Source organism: Streptomyces sp. SPB074, from assembly GCF_000154905.1.
Classification (GTDB): Bacteria; Actinomycetota; Actinomycetes; order Streptomycetales; family Streptomycetaceae; genus Streptomyces.
This window is the reverse complement of record NZ_GG770539.1, coordinates 6,070,918-6,086,165: the sequence shown is the minus strand read 5'-3', so window position 1 is coordinate 6,086,165 and position 15,248 is coordinate 6,070,918. Positions and strand designations below refer to the sequence as shown.

General features: G+C 74.5%; 14 protein-coding genes. 6 read left to right on the top strand and 8 right to left on the bottom strand.

From position 1 onward, the window contains the following. Nucleotides 1-876 (bottom strand): ROK family transcriptional regulator (locus SSBG_RS25820; protein WP_234010645.1); only part of this gene is annotated, 876 nt, incomplete at its 3' end. A 184-nt stretch (nucleotides 877-1,060) separates the two neighbouring features. Between SSBG_RS25820 and SSBG_RS25815 the strand changes: the two genes are divergently transcribed. Then, a complete protein-coding gene (locus SSBG_RS25815) occupies nucleotides 1,061-2,254 on the top strand; it encodes an MFS transporter (RefSeq protein WP_008748995.1) in 1,194 nt (397 codons plus the stop codon). 56 nt (nucleotides 2,255-2,310) lie between these two features. On the opposite strand, the gene SSBG_RS25810 is transcribed toward SSBG_RS25815, so the two are convergent. After that, a complete protein-coding gene (locus SSBG_RS25810; RefSeq protein WP_008748994.1) occupies nucleotides 2,311-2,775 on the bottom strand; it encodes an acyl-CoA thioesterase in 465 nt (154 codons plus the stop codon). A 290-nt stretch (nucleotides 2,776-3,065) separates the two neighbouring features. Here SSBG_RS25810 and SSBG_RS25805 point away from each other — a divergent pair, with 290 nt between their 5' ends. Both SSBG_RS25805 and SSBG_RS25800 read left to right on the top strand, forming a co-directional pair. Next, entirely contained in the window at nucleotides 3,066-4,481 is a 1,416-nt protein-coding gene (locus SSBG_RS25805; protein WP_037870644.1) for a uracil-xanthine permease family protein, read from the top strand. A gap of 209 nt (nucleotides 4,482-4,690) precedes the next feature. Next, on the top strand, nucleotides 4,691-5,422 hold the full coding sequence (locus SSBG_RS25800; RefSeq protein ID WP_008748992.1) for a DUF5995 family protein: 732 nt from the start codon (nucleotides 4,691-4,693) through the stop codon (nucleotides 5,420-5,422). 22 nt (nucleotides 5,423-5,444) lie between these two features. Here the strand turns inward: SSBG_RS25800 and SSBG_RS25795 are convergent, their stop codons facing one another. From SSBG_RS25795 to SSBG_RS25775, 5 genes are all read right to left on the bottom strand, one after another. After that, on the bottom strand, nucleotides 5,445-7,136 hold the full coding sequence (locus SSBG_RS25795) for a flavin monoamine oxidase family protein (protein ID WP_008748991.1): 1,692 nt from the start codon (nucleotides 7,134-7,136) through the stop codon (nucleotides 5,445-5,447). Between the two features lie 33 nt (nucleotides 7,137-7,169). Beyond that, nucleotides 7,170-8,018 carry a carbon-nitrogen hydrolase family protein gene (locus tag SSBG_RS25790; RefSeq protein ID WP_037870643.1) on the bottom strand — a complete coding sequence of 283 codons (849 nt, stop codon included), beginning with the start codon at nucleotides 8,016-8,018 and terminating at the stop codon, nucleotides 7,170-7,172. 85 nt (nucleotides 8,019-8,103) lie between these two features. Beyond that, on the bottom strand, nucleotides 8,104-9,027 hold the full coding sequence (locus SSBG_RS25785) for a peptidoglycan recognition protein family protein (protein WP_008748989.1): 924 nt from the start codon (nucleotides 9,025-9,027) through the stop codon (nucleotides 8,104-8,106). A 144-nt stretch (nucleotides 9,028-9,171) separates the two neighbouring features. Beyond that, nucleotides 9,172-9,609 (bottom strand): Lrp/AsnC family transcriptional regulator, encoded by a 438-nt coding sequence (locus SSBG_RS25780; protein ID WP_008748988.1) that lies wholly within the window; start codon nucleotides 9,607-9,609, stop codon nucleotides 9,172-9,174. Nucleotides 9,610-9,619: 10 nt separating this feature from the next. Continuing rightward, nucleotides 9,620-11,035: an amino acid permease gene (locus SSBG_RS25775; protein ID WP_037870642.1), complete on the bottom strand. Its 1,416-nt coding sequence runs from the start codon at nucleotides 11,033-11,035 to the stop codon at nucleotides 9,620-9,622. Between the two features lie 249 nt (nucleotides 11,036-11,284). Here SSBG_RS25775 and SSBG_RS25770 point away from each other — a divergent pair, with 249 nt between their 5' ends. From SSBG_RS25770 to SSBG_RS25760, 3 genes are read left to right on the top strand one after another with little or no spacing between them, the layout of a single operon-like run. Then, entirely contained in the window at nucleotides 11,285-12,622 is a 1,338-nt protein-coding gene (locus SSBG_RS25770) for a PP2C family protein-serine/threonine phosphatase (RefSeq protein ID WP_008748986.1), read from the top strand. Further along, nucleotides 12,619-13,056 (top strand): STAS domain-containing protein, encoded by a 438-nt coding sequence (locus tag SSBG_RS25765; RefSeq protein ID WP_008748985.1) that lies wholly within the window; start codon nucleotides 12,619-12,621, stop codon nucleotides 13,054-13,056. The genes SSBG_RS25770 and SSBG_RS25765 overlap by 4 nt, the downstream gene beginning before the upstream one ends. Continuing rightward, complete coding sequence (locus SSBG_RS25760; protein ID WP_037870641.1) at nucleotides 13,056-13,448, top strand: ATP-binding protein; 393 nt, start codon at nucleotides 13,056-13,058, stop codon at nucleotides 13,446-13,448. Before SSBG_RS25765 ends, SSBG_RS25760 begins: the two co-directional genes overlap by 1 nt. A gap of 90 nt (nucleotides 13,449-13,538) precedes the next feature. On the opposite strand, the gene SSBG_RS25755 is transcribed toward SSBG_RS25760, so the two are convergent. After that, the gene (locus SSBG_RS25755; RefSeq protein ID WP_008748983.1) at nucleotides 13,539-14,981 is read right to left on the bottom strand and encodes a GuaB1 family IMP dehydrogenase-related protein; all 1,443 of its coding nucleotides are present in this window, start codon (nucleotides 14,979-14,981) and stop codon (nucleotides 13,539-13,541) included. Nucleotides 14,982-15,248: the final 267 nt, after the last annotated feature.

Sequence of the window (15,248 nt, the reverse complement as noted above, 5' to 3'; positions counted from 1 at the left end):
GTGCGCGGCGGCGAGTTCCTCGATCGCCGGCGACGAGGCGAGGGAGTGGTAGCCGCCCTCGCAGCTGTCCCGCCCCGGGAGCACGCGCGTGCCGGGGACGGGAAGGAAGCCGATCTCGCCCGTGCCGCCGGAGGCGCCCCGGCGCAGGGCGCCGTCGAGGACGACCGCCGCGCCGACGCCGTGGCCGAGCCAGAGGAGCACGAAGGTGTCGCGGTCGCGGGCCGCGCCCGCGCGCAGTTCGGCGACGGCGGCGAGGTTGGTCTCGTTCTCGACCAGGACGGTGCCCGCGAAGCGCTCGCGCAGGGCGGGCACGAGCGCGCGGTGCCAGGGCGGCAGCCCCGAGCTGTCGCGCAGCTCGCCCGTGCCCGGCGTGACGAGTCCGGGCGCGCCGACGCCCACCGCGTGCAGCCCGGGCACTCCCGCGCGGGCCGCCGTGTCCGCGAGGAGGTCCACCGCGCGGGCGACGGCCGCCCCGGTGCTCGCGGCGGGGTCCACGGGAGCGGAGGACTCGGCGAGGGTCGCGCCGAGCAGATCGGTGACGAGCACGGAGACGCTGTGGGTGCGCACGTCGAGCCCCGCGAGGTGGGCGCGGTCCGCGACGATCCCGTAGATCCGGGCGTTGGGGCCGCGCCTGCGCTGCTCCGAGGCGCCGACGACCTCGATGAGCCCGGCGGCCCCGAGCCGTTCCACGAGGTCGGCGACGCTCGGGCGGGAGAGCCCGGTGAGTTCTTTGAGGCGTGCGGCGGTGAGCGGGCCGTGCTCCTGGAGGAGGCGCAGCGCGAGCGCGTCGTTCAGGGCCCGGGCGGTGCTGGGTGAGGCGGGCGCGGGGCGCTTCGCCCCTCCGGGCAGGTCCGATACGGGTGCCGAGGCGGTCACGGGCTGGTCCCCTTCCCTCGCGGGTCGGTCCGCATCATAATCACTCACTATCAGGAAGGCTTCCTGATAGTTTCGCGTCTGGCACACGGGAAGTGTTTGGAGGGCCGTCCGCACCCGCGGTACGGCGCGGTGCGGGAGGGGCCACATGAGCGAGACGGCGGGAGAGCGGGCCGCGGGTGCCGCGATGGCGGCGTCCGGGGCCGCGCACGCGGTCCCGGGCGGCGGCTTCGACCGGGGAGCGGTACGGCGGGCGCGCTGGGCGATCGCGGCGGTCTTCTGCGTGCACGGGAGCGTGACGGGCTCCTTCGCGACCCGCGTGCCCTGGATCAAGGACCACGCGGACATCGGCGCCGGTCAGCTCGGTCTCGCGCTCGCCTTCCCCGCGCTCGGCGCGGCCCTCGCGATGCCGCTGGCCGGCCGGGTGAGCCACCGCCTGGGCTCGCGGACCGCGCTGCGGCTGCTGCTCGCCGCGTGGACGCTGGCGCTCGTGCTGCCCTCGCTCGCCCCGAACCTCGCCGTGCTGTGCCTCGCGCTCTTCGTGTACGGGGCCTGTTCGGGGATGTCGGACGTGGCGATGAACGCGCTCGGGGTCGAGACGGAGAACCGCTGGGGCAAGTCGATCATGTCGGGGCTGCACGGGATGTGGAGCACGGGCGCGCTGCTCGGTTCGGCGGCCGGGACGCTCGCCGCGCACCTGGGCGCGGACGCCCGGCTGCACCACCTCGTGACGTCGCTCGCGCTGACGGCGGCGGGGCTCGTGCTGTGCCGCTGGGTCCTCGATCTGCGCAGCGAGGAGGACGAGCCGGCGCCGCCGCGCTTCGCGCTGCCGCCGCGTTCCGCGCTGCTCATCGGCGCGGTGGGCTTCTGCGCGGTCTTGGCCGAGGGGGCCAGCCTGGACTGGTCGGCGGTCTTCCTGCACGGCGAACTCGACACCTCGGCCGGTATCGCCGCGGCGTCCACGACGGCGTTCACGGCGACGATGGCGCTCGCGCGCTTCGCCGGGGACGGCCTCGTGGACCGCTTCGGCGCGCGGCGTGTGGTCCGGGCCGGCGGGGTGATGGCCACGGCGGGGGGTCTGCTCGTGGTCCTCGCGGGGAACCCGGTGACGGCGATGGGGGGCTTCGCGCTCATGGGTCTCGGCATCGCGGTCGTGGTGCCGCTCTGCTTCGCCGCCGCCGGGCGCAGCGGCCCGAACCCGAGCCAGGCCATCGCGGGCGTCGCCACGATCACCTACACCGCGGGGCTCATCGCCCCCTCGGCGATCGGCGTCGTCGCCGACGCGACGAGCCTGGTCGGCTCCTTCGTCCTGGTCACGGTCCTGGCCTTCGGCCTCGTGGCGGGCGCGAACGTCCTGCGGGCGGCGGGCCGCGAGGGCTGAGGGGGACGGGGGACGGGGTCACGCTCCGGGCCCGTACCCACAGCGCGCCCCGTCGCTCACGCCGTCCGCAGCAGGCCCCGCGCCTTCGCGCGGAAGTCCTCGCTCCAGGGGCGGGGGCGCAGGGTGGCGGGGTCGAGGCGGACGAGGACGCGGTGGCCGCGCGCGTGCGTGACCGTGCCGTCCGCCGAGCAGTAGCGGAAGCCGTAGGTGAGCCCGGTCGTGCCGAGCCGGTCGAGCCAGAGGTGCACCGCGTACTCGCCGGTGCGGGTGACGGGGTGCTCGTAGCCGATGGTGAACTCGCGGACGGCGTTGCAGGCGTCCGCCGCCTCGTGCCAGTCGCCCCGGTACTCCAGCCCGTGCTCGCGCCAGTACACCGTCCAGGCCCGTTCCACGAGCAGCGGGTAGCGGCCGTTGTGGAGCAGGCCGAGCGCGTCGAGGTCGTCGAAGTGCACGTACGAGGGGACGAGCACCCCGTGCGGGAGGGGGCCGGTTCCGGCCGGGGCGGGGGCTGCGAGCGACATGCGGGGGCGCCTGTTCTGCCAGGGAATCGAACACCGCATCGTAATCAGCGGCGCGGAGCCCGCCACCAGCGGGTTTGCCCGGCGGAACGCGCGCGTCCACCCCTCCGCCGCCCCCGCGCCCGCCACTCCCCCGGCCCGTGCGGCTCCTCGGGACGGCGGCGGCGCGTGGCGCGAAGCCACCCTTACCTGCCATTAACATGTGCCCGAATCCGCTACGGGAACATCCGTGCGGTCCGTCGCGTGTCCGGCTCGTGCACCGGCGGGGGCCCAGGCGACGAGGAGCGGGACACATGGACTTCGGGGTGCGCTGGAAACTGCACGGGGACGGGCGGACCCCGGCCCCGGGGGCGGTGGTCCGGCCGGACGAACGGCTGAGCTGGCCGCGCACGATCGGGCTCGGCGCGCAGCACGTCGTCGCGATGTTCGGCGCGTCCTTCGTCGCTCCCGTGCTCATGGGGCTCGACCCGAACCTCGCGATCATGATGTCCGGTGTCTCGACAGCGATCTTCCTGCTGGCGACGCGCGGGAAGGTGCCGAGCTACCTGGGCTGCTCGCTCTCCTTCGTCGGCGTCGCGGCGGTCATCCGCGCGCAGGGCGGTTCCAGCGCCGTCGTGACGGGCGCGGTCTTCGCGGTCGGTGTGCTGCTCTTCCTCGTCGGCCTCGCGGTGCGGCACTTCGGGGCGCGGATCATCCACGCGGCGATGCCGCCGGTGGTGACCGGCGCGGTCGTGATGCTCATCGGCTTCAACCTGGCCCCGGTCACGGCCTCCACGTACTGGCCGCAGGACCAGTGGGTCGCGCTGCTCACGATGCTGTTCACGGGGCTCGCGGTGGTGTGTCTGCGCGGCTTCTGGTCGCGCATCGCGATCTTCCTCGGGCTCGTCTTCGGGTACGTCGTCTCGTGGGGCTTCGACCGGATCTTCGGCCGTATCCACTCGGCGGACGGCAGCGGCAGGACGGTCGACCACTGGCGGCTGAACCTGGACGCGGTGGGCAAGGCGGACTGGATCGGGCTGCCGAGCTTCCACGGCCCGCACTTCCAGTGGTCGGCGATCCTCGTCGCGCTGCCCGTCGTGATCGCGCTCATCGCGGAGAACGCGGGACACGTCAAGGCGGTCGGCGAGATGACGGGCGAGAACCTGGACGGCAAGCTCGGCACGGCGATCTCGGCGGACGGCTTCGGCTCGATGCTCTCGACGGCCGTGGGCGGCCCGCCGAACACGACGTACTCGGAGAACATCGGCGTCATGGCGGCGACGCGCGTCTACTCGACGGCGGCGTACTGGGCGGCGGCCGGATTCGCGCTCCTCTTCGGCCTGTGCCCCAAGTTCGGCGCGGTCGTCGCGGCGGTCCCCGGCGGGGTGCTCGGCGGGATCACCGTCATCCTGTACGGCATGATCGGGCTGCTCGGCGCGCAGATCTGGCTCGGCGCCAAGGTGGACCTGCGCAATCCGCTCAACCTCGTGCCGACGGCGGCCGGCATCATCATCGGCGTCGGCGGCGTCTCGCTCAAGATCACCGACAACTTCGAGCTGAGCGGGATCGCGCTGGGCACGCTCGTGGTCATCACGGGCTACCACGCGCTGCGGGCCCTCGCCCCGGCCCACCTCAAGACGCAGGAGCCGCTGCTCGACTCGGGGACGTCGTCGTACGACACGTCCGGGACGGACGAGGAGCGGTCCGCCGAGGCCCGCAAGGGCGAGTAGAGCGGGCGGGGGGAAGGCGGCCTCGTACGGGATTCCGTACGAGGCCCCGCGAGACCCGCGAGCCCTCCGCCAGGGTTCCCGCGTACCGCGCGATGTCCGCCCGCGTGTCGCTCCTCCCCCGCGGCGCCCCTGTCGCCCCTGTCCGCCGATGCGGGGACGTGCACGGCACGGCGGCGCGCGCCGCGGGCCGGGGCTGGGAGCCTGCTCCCATGGGCCACTCGCAGCAGCCGACCGAAGCGCTCAGCGGCGCCGCGCGCCGCCTCGACACGGGAGTGGACGGCGTCCTGGCCCGGATGCGCGAGCTCGGTGCGGACTGGCCCGAGGGGGACGGGGTCGCCGTCTTCCACCGGGTCTACACGCGGGTGACCGAGGAGGTGGGACGCCTCGTGGACCGGGGCGGCTTCCCCGACCGGCGAGCCGCCGTGACGCTCGACGTGCTCTTCGCCGAGCGGTACCTGGACGCCGTCGGGGCCTTCGAGCGGGGCGGGCGCGCCCCCGCCTGCTGGCGGCCCCTCCTGCACGCCCGCGCCCGGCGCGGGGTACGTCCCGTGCAGTTCGCGCTGTGCGGCGTCAACGCGCACATCGGGCACGACCTCGCGCTCGCCGTCGTGGACACCTGCCGCACTCTCCACTGCGCCCCCGAGGACCTGCGCGACGAGTTCGATCAGGTCGGGGAACTGCTCACGGCGCTGGAGGAGCGCGTGCGCGAGGACCTCATGCCGGGCCCCGATCTCCTCGAACGCGCCGATCCGCTCACGCACCTGGCGGGGGCGTGGAGCCTGGAGCGGGCCAGGGACGCGGCGTGGGTGACGGCGCGGACGCTGTGGGCGGTCCGGGAGCTGCCGGGGGTGGCGGAGGAGCTGCGGAACAGGCTCGACGAGGGCGTCGGCCTGGTGGGGCGGCTGCTGGTGACGCCCCTCGTCCCCGCCCAGTACCGCTGACGGGGGCGAGGGGGCGCCGTCCTCAGTCCTCGGGCAGTTCGACCGGGGCCAGTTCCTCGAAGCGGTCCCCCGGGCCCGGGTTCGTCGGGTCGGTCGTGCCGCCGAGGTGGTGCATGACGCCCCACACCGCGTTGAGCGCCGTCTGCACCGCCCCCTCCGCCCAGCCCGCCGTCCAGGAGATGTCGTCGCCCGCGAGGAAGAGGCCCCGGCGGTCGGCGGGCAGGTGCTCCTGCGCGAAGTGGGTGAACAGGCGGCGCTGGTAGCGGTAGTGGCCCGGCAGGTTCGCCTTGAACGCGCCCATGAAGTAGGGCTCGTCCTCCCAGGAGACGGTGACCGGGTCGCCGGTGATGTGCCCCCGGATGTCGACGTTGGGGTAGATCTCGCCGAGCGACTTCAGCATGACCTCCATGCGCGCGTGAGCGCTCAGCGGCAGCCACTTGAGGCTGTCGTCGCACCAGGTGTACGAGAGGCAGATCGCGGCCGGGCGGTCGGGGCCGTGGTCGAGGAGGTAGGTGCCGCGCGTCATGCGGTCGGTGAGCGTCATCGACATGACGTCCCGTCCCGTCACGGGGTCCTTGTCCTTCCAGAAGGGGCGGTCGACGGGGACGAAGAGCTTGCTGGACTCCATGTAGTGGGTGCGCTCGATCGCCGTCCAGTGGTCGATCGGGAAGAGGTCGTCGTCGCAGGCGATCTGCGAGAGCAGCATCCAGGACTGGGCGGTGAAGACGGCGGCCTTGTAGGTGCGGATGCGGCCGTCCGCGTCGGTCACGGTGATCCGGTTGCCCGCCGTGCGGTGCAGCCGCGTGACGGCGGGGCGCGGCGCGCCCTCGTGCAGCGAGGCGAGCGAGGTGCCGCGCGGCCAGTGGACGAGCTTGTCCGGCTCGCGCTCCCACAGGCGCAGCGGGAGCTGCTGGCTGCCGCCCTTGATGCCCCGGTGGTGGTCGTCGGCCTCGGTGTAGACGACGCGGAGTATTTCCAGGATCGAGTTGGGGAAGTCGGTGTCCCAGCCGCCCGTACCGAAGCCGACCTGCCCGAAGATCTCGCGGTGCCGGAAGGAGGCGAAGGCCGGGGACCGGCACAGGAAGCCGTAGAAGGTCTGGTCGTCCAGCTCGCGCACGAGCCGCCCCCACAGCTCGCGGACGCGCGGGATGTCGCGGGCGCGCAGCGCCTCGTTCATGGCGGTGTGGTCGGCGCCCTCCTCCAGGCAGCGGCGCCACGCCTCGGCGACGTCGCGGTAGACCTGCGGCAGGTCGTCGATGGTGCGCGCGTAGTGCGACTCGCCCTTGAGGTCCACGACGGTGGACGGCGTGGCGGGCGCGAGGGGGTTCGGGAAGTCCTCCGTCTCCAGGCCGACGAGGTCGATGTAGTGCTGGAGCGCGGTGGAGGAGGGCGGGAAGCGCATCGCGCCGAGTTCGGCGGTGAGTTCCGGGTCGCAGCCCTCGAAGCCCACCGTGCGCAGCCGGCCGCCCAGCTGGTCGGCCTCGTACACGACGGGCTTGAGGCCCATCTTCATCAGCTCGTAGGCGGTGACGAGGCCGGAGAGGCCGCCGCCGATGACGGCGACCTCGGTGCCGTGCTCGGTGGCGGGGACCTGGCCGAGCCCGGCGGGGTGCGCGAGGTGCTCGTCGTAGGGGAAGGGGAAGTCCGGGCCGCACATCGTGATGGGCGGGCGCGCGTCGCCGCCGGGCACGGCGGTGGGCACGGTGGAGGTCATGCGGGGGCTCCCAGAGGGTGGTGCGGGGCGGGGTCAGCGGTACAGGTCGGTGCGCCGGTCGGCGAGGTACGGATTGGCCGCGCGCGAGGCGGCCAGCAGGGCCGGATCGGCCTCGGCGAGCAGCAGTCCGGGGCCGGCCCCGGCGCGGGCGGGCGTGGTCCCGTCGGGCGCGGCGAGGCAGCTGAGCCCGACGAAGTCGAAGCCGCCCTCGGGCCCGGTGCGGTTCACGTAGGCGACGTAGAGCTGGCTCTCGAAGGCGCGTACCGGTACGAGGGAGCGGGCGACGAAGTCGTACGGGGCGAGCAGCGCGGTCGGCACGAGCAGCACCTCGGTGCCGGCCTCGGCGTGCGCCCGCACGTTCTCCGGGAACTCGACGTCGTAGCAGATCAGCACCCCGAGCCGGACCCCGCGCAGCTCCGCCTGCACGACGGCCCGGTCGCCGGCCGTGAAGACGCCGCGCTCGTAGGGGCCGTAGAGATGGGTCTTGCGGTACGCGGCGAGCGGGGCGCCGTCGGCGCCGAGGAGGAGCGCGGAGTTGTACGTGTCCGCGCCGTCGCGCTCGGGGTAGCCGGCGAGGAGCGCGAGGCCGTGGCGGCGGGCGAGGGCGCCGAGCGCGGCCGCCGCTTCGTCCCGCTCCTGGGCGAGGGCGGCGAGCGGGGGCTCGTCGGACTCGCACCGGCTGCTCGCGATACCCGCTTTAGGAGAGCGGTGCTCTGGGGCGTATCCGCTCAGGAACAGCTCGGGCGTGATGAGGAGGTGCGCGCCGGAGGCGGCGGCGCGGGCCACGAGCGCGTCGAGCGCGTCGAGGTTGGCGCGGACGTCGCCGGGCGTGCCCGAGGACTGGGCGAGCGCGAGGCGCAGGGGCGGTGCGGAGGGGGACATGCGGGGCCTTGCGGGGGAAAGTACCGGGACGCCTCGACGCTACGGGGAGAGGGCCGGGCGCAACAAGACACCATCGTGGCCGTCATCACGGCAGGATCTTGCGTCTGCGAGCCCCTGAACGGCGATTCGTTGCGCCGGGTTCCCTGGCGGGTTCCATCGGGGGCCCGGGGACGCCGCCGCGGCCCCGGTCGGCGCTCTCCGGGCTCCGCGAGGCGCCTTGCGCGGCGAGGAGTCTCGCCCTGCCCTGGAGCTTGAGCGCGGCCCGCCGGAACTCGGGGAGCAGGTCCATGAGCGCCTGCCCGGGGCAGTCCGTCTCGTACGCCTCGATGTGGCCGAGGACGGTGGGGAGGTTGACGGAGGTGTCCTTCGGGAAGCGGGAGTCGCTGTTGGTGGAGACGAGCTGGGTGCGGGCCGAGGGGCTGATCTCGGTGAGGCCGAGCTTCCAGGCGATGATCCGCTCGATGGAGCGCCGCATGGGCGCCGGCACCGGGACCCCGGCGGTGTAGGTGCCGATCGCGGCGATGCCGGTCGTGCCCTTGTTGAGGCCGACGGTGTGGGCGCCGATGACGGGCCGGTCGACGCCGCCGAGGCGGCCCTCGAAGATCGTGCCGCAGCGGTCGACCAGGAAGTTGTAGCCGATGTCGCCCCAGCCCCGCGCGCTCGCGTGGGCCTGGTAGATGTCGCGGACGTAGGAGGCGCTGTCGGCGCAGGAGTAGCCGTTGGGCGTGTCCGTGTGGTGGATGACGACGGCGTGCACGGAGTCCGCGTAGTGCGGCCTCTGGTCGAGCAGGCGGGGATCGGCGCCCCATTTCGCGCGGCTCACGAAGCGGGGGCGCAGCGCGGCGGCCGCCGGGGGCGGGGTGCTCGCGGCGTGCTCGTCCCCGGCCTCTCGGCCTCCCCCGCCCCCGCCGCTGTCGAAGGCCCCGGAGAGGGCGTGACCCAGCACGACGGCCGCCACGACGAGGACCGTGGCGGCGGCGACAAGAGCGGAACGAGGCTTCGTGATCATCTCCCGACCACCTTGCGCGCCCCAAGGGACCCGAGCGCGCATTAATGGTCCGAGAGTGAACAAAACCCCCCGAAAAGAGCCCCCAAGGGGGCCGGGAAGCGCCGGGGGGCAGGGGGCGCCGGGGGAGGCGGGGGCGCCGGGGGCTCAGCCCGCGCGGCGCAGCAGCGGCGAGAGCACGAGCACGGACTTGGTCCGCTCCACGAAGGGCTCCCCCGCGATCCGCTCCAGCACGCGCTCGAAGTGCGCCATGTCGGCGGCGAAGACCTGCACGACGGCGTCCGCCTCGCCGGTCACGGTCGAGGCCGAGACGACCTCCGCGTACCCTTCGAGGCCCTTGCGGATCATGTCCGGCGTCGTCTGCCGCCGGCAGTACAGCTCGATGAGCCCTTCGGTGCGCCGCCCCCGCACGGCGGGATCGACGCGCACGGTGAAGCCCTGGATCGCGCCGCTCGCCCGCAGCCGGTCGACGCGGCGTTTGACGGCGGGGGCCGAGAGCCCCACGCGCTGCCCGATGTCGGCGTAGCTGCGCCGCGCGTCCGAGGTCAGCTCCCGCACGATCCGTTCGTCGAGTTCGTCCAGCACCGTGGTTCGTTCACTTCTTCTCTGGGGGCGTTCCGGCGGCGAGCCGGGAGTGCCGGACGCCGTATCCGAAGTAGACCACGAGCCCCAGGATCATCCAGCAGCCGAAGACGAGCCAGGTCACGGCCGACAGGCTCGTCATGAGCCACAGGCACAGCCCGAGCCCGGCGGCGGGCAGGAGGGGCGAGAGCGGGACCCGGAAGGTGCGCCGCATCCCGGGCCTGATCCGGCGCAGCACGACGACGGCGACGTTGACGAGCCCGAAGGCGAAGAGCGTCCCGATGCTCGTGGCGTCGGCGAGCCTGCCGAGCGGGACGACGGCGGCGAGCAGCCCGCAGAACGCGCCGACGAGCAGGGTGCACGCGCGGGGGGTGCCGCTCGCGGCGTGGACGCGCGAGAACACGCCGGGGATCAGGCCGTCGCGGGACATCGCGAAGAGGACACGCGTCTGTCCGTAGAGCACCGTGAGGACGACGGAGGCGATGGCGACGACGGCGCCCAGCGAGAGCAGCACGGGCCACACGTCCTGCCCCGTCAGATCGCGCGTGATCCCCGCGAGGCTCGCCTCCGAGCCCGCGAACTCCCGCCAGGGCCGCGCCCCGACGGCGACGAGCGCGACGAGCACGTAGAGCGCCGTGACGAGCGCGAGCGAGAGCATGATCGCGCGCGGCAGGTCGCGCCGCGCGTCGCGCGCCTCCTCGCCCGCCGTGGAGGCGGCGTCGAAGCCGATGTACGAGAAGAAGAGCGTGCCGGCCGCCGCGCTGACCCCGCTGACGCCGTAAGGGGCGAACCCGGTGAAGTGCGCCGAGCGGAACCCGGTGACGCCGATGCCGCAGAAGAGCAGGAGCGCCGCGATCTTGACGCACACCATGACCGTGTTCACGCGCGCCGACTCGCGCGCGCCGCCCAGGAGGAGGGCGAGCGCGAGCAGGACGACGGCGAGCGCGGCGACGTTCACCACCCCGCCCTCGCCCGGGGGCGCCGAGAGCGCGGCGGGGAGCGTGACGCCGAGGGCGCCGTCCAGGAACTCGTTGACGTACTGGCCCCAGCCGACCGCGACGGCCGCGACCGAGACCCCGTACTCCAGGATCAGGCACCAGCCGCACACCCAGGCGACGAGTTCCCCGAGCGTCGCGTAGGCGTACGTGTACGAGGACCCGGCGACGGGGAGGGCGCCCGCGAGTTCCGCGTAGCTCAGCGCGGAGAAGAGCGCAGTGAACCCGGCGAGGACGAAGGAGACGACGACGGCGGGCCCGGCCTCGGGCACCGCCTCGCCGAGCACGACGAAGATGCCGGTGCCGAGCGTCGCGCCGACGCTGATCATGGTGAGCTGCCACAGGCCCAGCGAGCGGCGCAGCACGCCCTCCCCCGCGCCCGGCACCTCGGCGGGCGTGCGGCGGGCCAGCACGGCGGGATCGGGCAGCGGCACGGGGCTCTCCTCGGGCGGGACGCGGCGCACTCGGGCAGGGGGACGGTACGGGGCCGGGGGCGGCCCCTCGCCGCAGGCGCTCCGCCGGGCGCGAAGTCCGTACCGTGACGCGGCACCCGCGCCCCGCACGGGGCCCCGCCTGCCCGGGAGGCACCCGCGCGCCCGGGAAGGTGGGAACATGGACGCGACGGCGCGGGGTATCCGGTCACCCGGGCCCCGTCACCCCGAGGGACCCCGACGAACGAGAAGGTGAGCGTGACGAGCAGCGGCGAGCAGCACACGGCGGGCACCCGCGCCCGGGTCCCCGCCTCACGGCGTGCCGTCTCCCGCCCGCGTTCCACGCACCGCTCCCTGCCGGACCTGGAGGACGCCCTGCGGCTCCTCGCCCAGGAGTGGCGGCTGCCGGTGGAACTGCGCGGCAGGCTCACGCAGTCGGTCGCGGCACTCGCCGGGCCGCAACTGCGGGAGGGCCGCAGCGTGACGCTCGCGGCCAGCGGCGGGGAACGCGAGCTGACGGTCGAGCTGCGGCCCGCCGCGCTCAGCCCCGAGGAGCCCCCGGCCCTGCCCCCCGAGTCGGCCGGACGCGCGGCCCGCTGGCGCCTGAGCCGCCCGCACGAGGCCGTTCCCGGCGACGGGGCGCGGGACGAGGACGCGACCGGCACCGGCCCCTCGGACGGCGCCCGGGACGCCGAGGAGGCCCGCGAAAGCGGCGAGAGCCCGCGCGAGCCGCTCGGCGAGGAACTCCGCGCGGCCCGGGCCCGGATCGCCGAGCTGACCGAGGAACGCCAGCGGCTCAACCAGGAGCTGGCCGAGACGAACAGCGGGGTCCTCGCCCTCTACGTGCAGCTGGAGGAGCGCGACGAGCAGTTGCGCCGGGCGCACGGGCAGACGCTCCGCGAGCTGGAGGACGCGCTGCGCCCGCCGCCCGTCGCGGTGCCCGGCCTGGAAATGGCGATCCACTACGCGCCCGCCGACACGGACGCGCCGACCGGCGGCGACCTCTACGACTGGTTCCGCCTCCCGGACGGCACGGTCCACATCACGGTCGTGGACGCCCTCGGGCACGGCGTGACGAGTACCCGCAGCGCGCTCAACGTGACGCACGCCGTGCGCACGCTCGCCCTGGAGGGCCACCCGCTGGGCCAGATCGTGGCGCGCACCGACGAGATCCTGCTGCCCTTCGACCGGGAGCTGATGGCGACGGTGCAGCTCGTGCGGATCGACCCGGTGACGGGCCTCGTGCGGATCGCGAACGGCAGCCACCCGCCGGCGCTCGTGGCCCGGGCGAGCGGCACGACGGAGTACCTGGAGGTGCGGGGCCGGGGCATCGGCTACCCGCTGCCGGGCAGCGAGCGGGTGCGCGAGGACGCGCTCGGCCCCGGCGACCTGCTCGTGCTCTACACGGACGGCCTCACCGAGTCGCGCCGCGACCCGCGCGACGGGGAGCGCAGGCTCGCCCTCGCCGCCGCGCGGCACCGGGGGCTGCCCACCGAGGAGGTCCCGGGGGCGCTCGCCGCCGAGATGCACACGGTGATCCTGCACCCCGACGACACCCTCGCCCTGACCGTCCGGAGGACCGGCGCATGAGAGACCCGTACGCCGCCGCGGAGCCCCTGCGGGATTCCGCCGCCCCCTTCGGCCCGGCCGCGTCCCGCCCCGGGAGCGCGGAAGGCGCGCAGGACACGGAGGGCACCCAGGACTCCGCGCGCCTGCGCGTCGTGCTGCGCGAGCACCCCGAGCGGGTGCTCGTCGAGGTTGACGGGGTGCTCGACTACGAGTCGGAGGGCCGCCTGCGCCTCGCCCTCGACGCGATCGCCTCGCGCCCGGGCCAGCGCGTGGGGGTCGATCTCTCGCGCGTCGGCTTCCTCGACTCGGACGGCATCGGGGCGCTGCTCGCGATACGCGGGGAAGTGCTCGCGCGCGGCGGCGAACTCGCCGTCACGGAGGTCTCCCCCATGGTCGCCCGGCTGCTGCGGATGACCGGGCTGGACGAAGTGCTGCTCCCAGGGACCGGCGGCTGATGCCCGCCACGCCGCGCCGGCTCGTACTGGAGGGCCCGCACGTGAGCAGTGCGGCGGCCAGGGAGGCCGCGAGCGGATTCGTCGCCGGGGTGTGCCCGTGGGTGGACACCGAGGCCGTCGTCCTCGTCGTCGCCGAACTCGTCGCGAACGCCTCCCGCCACACCCAGGGCCCCTGGCGGCTGTCGCTGTGGGCGTACCACGGCGAGCTACGGGTCGGGGTGGAGGACACGAGCAGCACCCCGCCCGCGCCGCGCGCCCCGGATCTCGCGGGTGGCGGCGGCTTCGGCTGGCACCTGGTGCAGAAACTGGCGGGCGGGGTCAGCGTCCTGCCGCTCCCCGAGGGCAAGCGCGTCGAGGCCCACTGGCGGCGCGCGGGCTCCGAGAGGGCGTAACGGCCCGGCGGGGACGCGAGGCTCCTGTACGGCGGCGGGGCGGCCCCGTGGTGAGAGCCGCCCCGCCGTCCGCTTCCGCGCTTCCCCGCCTCAGCTCCAGCTGGAGTGGAGGGGCTGGCCCTCCGCGTAGCCGGCGGCGCTCTGGACGCCGACGACGGCGCGCTCGGCGAACTCGGCGAGGGTCGCGGCGCCCGCGTAGGTGAAGGCGGAGCGGACCCCGGCGATGATCGAGTCGATGAGGTCCTCGACGCCCGGGCGGGCCGGGTCGAGGAACATCCGCGAGGTCGAGATGCCCTCCTCGAAGAGCGCCTTGCGGGCGCGGTCGTAGGCGGACTCCTCGGAGGTGCGGTTGCGCACGGCGCGGGCCGAGGCCATGCCGAAGGACTCCTTGTACAGGCGGCCGTCGGCGGCCTGCTGGAGGTCGCCCGGCGACTCGTACGTACCGGCGAACCAGGAGCCGATCATGACGTTGGAGGCACCGGCCGCGAGGGCCATCGCGACGTCGCGCGGGTGCCGGACACCGCCGTCGGCCCATACGTGGCGGCCGTACTTGGCGGCCTCGGCGGCGCATTCGAGGACGGCGGAGAACTGCGGGCGGCCGACGCCGGTGGCCATCCGGGTCGTGCACATGGCGCCCGGACCCACGCCGACCTTGATGATGTCGGCACCGGCCTCGATCAGGTCGCGCACCCCCTCGGCGGCGACGATGTTGCCCGCGACGACCGGGACCTGCGGGTCCAGGGCGCGCACGGCGCGCAGGGCGGAGATCATCGACTCCTGGTGGCCGTGCGCGGTGTCGACCACGAGGGTGTCGACGCCCGCGTCGAGGAGCTGCTTCGCCTTGCCCGCGACGTCGCCGTTGATGCCGACGGCGGCGGCGACGCGCAGCCGCCCCGCGTCGTCGGTGCTCGGCGTGTAGAGCGTGGCGCGCAGGGCGCCCGTGCGGGTGAGGATGCCGGTCAGGCGGCCGTCCGCGTCCACGGCGGGGGCGTAGCGCCGGTTCGCGGTGTCCAGCTTGTGGAAGGCGTCGCGCGGGGCGATCGCGTCGTCCAGGAGGAGCAGGTCCCGGGACATGACCTCGGAGAGCTGCGTGAAGCGGTCCACGCCGCTGAGGTCCTGGTCGGTGACGACGCCGACGGGGCGGCGCTCCGCGTCCACGACCACCCCGGCGTTGTGCGCGCGCTTGGGGAGCAGCGACAGGGCGTCGCCCACGGTCTGGTGCGGTTCCAGGACGATCGGCGTGTCCAGCACCAGGTGGCGGCGCTTGACCCAGGAGGTGACATCGGCGACGACCTCGATCGGGATGTCCTGCGGGATGACGGTGAGGCCGCCGCGCCGGGCGACGGTCTCGGCCATGCGGCGGCCCGCGATCGCGGTCATGTTGGCGACGACGAGGGGAATGGTCGTGCCGGTCCCGTCGGGGGACGTGAGGTCCACGGCCATCCGGGAGCCGACCGCCGAGCGGCGCGGGACCATGAAGACGTCGTCGTACGTGAGGTCGTGGCTCGGCCCGAGGTCGTTGAGGAATCGCATTCTGGCTCTCTCACCTGCTGTTCGTCCGCTGCCGACAGTGGTCGGCGGGGTGGGGAGTATGCGCAGTGCGTGGTGGCCGGGCAATGGCTCCTCTGTCCATCCTCGCTGATCAGAGGGCGCACTGACCAATGACGGCCACCGAATGTGGAGCTTTCCCCGAAGCCGGGGGCGCCATGCGGGCGGGCGGGTGGTGGCTTCGTACGAGAGCGCGGCGGATCGCGAGTCCCGCCGCGCCCGGGAAGCCGCGCCCGGGTGCGCGGAAGCCGG

What these genes read in the sequence shown, in the direction of transcription:
- SSBG_RS25815 (WP_008748995.1), top strand. Translation starts at nt 1,061, where the DNA reads ATGGCGGCGTCCGGGGCCGCGCACGCGGTCCCGGGCGGCGGCTTCGAC.
- SSBG_RS25810 (WP_008748994.1), bottom strand. Translation starts at nt 2,775, where the DNA reads ATGTCGCTCGCAGCCCCCGCCCCGGCCGGAACCGGCCCCCTCCCGCAC.
- SSBG_RS25805 (WP_037870644.1), top strand. Translation starts at nt 3,066, where the DNA reads ATGGACTTCGGGGTGCGCTGGAAACTGCACGGGGACGGGCGGACCCCG.
- SSBG_RS25800 (WP_008748992.1), top strand. Translation starts at nt 4,691, where the DNA reads ATGGGCCACTCGCAGCAGCCGACCGAAGCGCTCAGCGGCGCCGCGCGC.
- SSBG_RS25795 (WP_008748991.1), bottom strand. Translation starts at nt 7,136, where the DNA reads ATGACCTCCACCGTGCCCACCGCCGTGCCCGGCGGCGACGCGCGCCCG.
- SSBG_RS25790 (WP_037870643.1), bottom strand. Translation starts at nt 8,018, where the DNA reads ATGTCCCCCTCCGCACCGCCCCTGCGCCTCGCGCTCGCCCAGTCCTCG.
- SSBG_RS25785 (WP_008748989.1), bottom strand. Translation starts at nt 9,027, where the DNA reads ATGATCACGAAGCCTCGTTCCGCTCTTGTCGCCGCCGCCACGGTCCTC.
- SSBG_RS25765 (WP_008748985.1), top strand. Translation starts at nt 12,619, where the DNA reads ATGAGAGACCCGTACGCCGCCGCGGAGCCCCTGCGGGATTCCGCCGCC.
- SSBG_RS25760 (WP_037870641.1), top strand. Translation starts at nt 13,056, where the DNA reads ATGCCCGCCACGCCGCGCCGGCTCGTACTGGAGGGCCCGCACGTGAGC.
- SSBG_RS25755 (WP_008748983.1), bottom strand. Translation starts at nt 14,981, where the DNA reads ATGCGATTCCTCAACGACCTCGGGCCGAGCCACGACCTCACGTACGAC.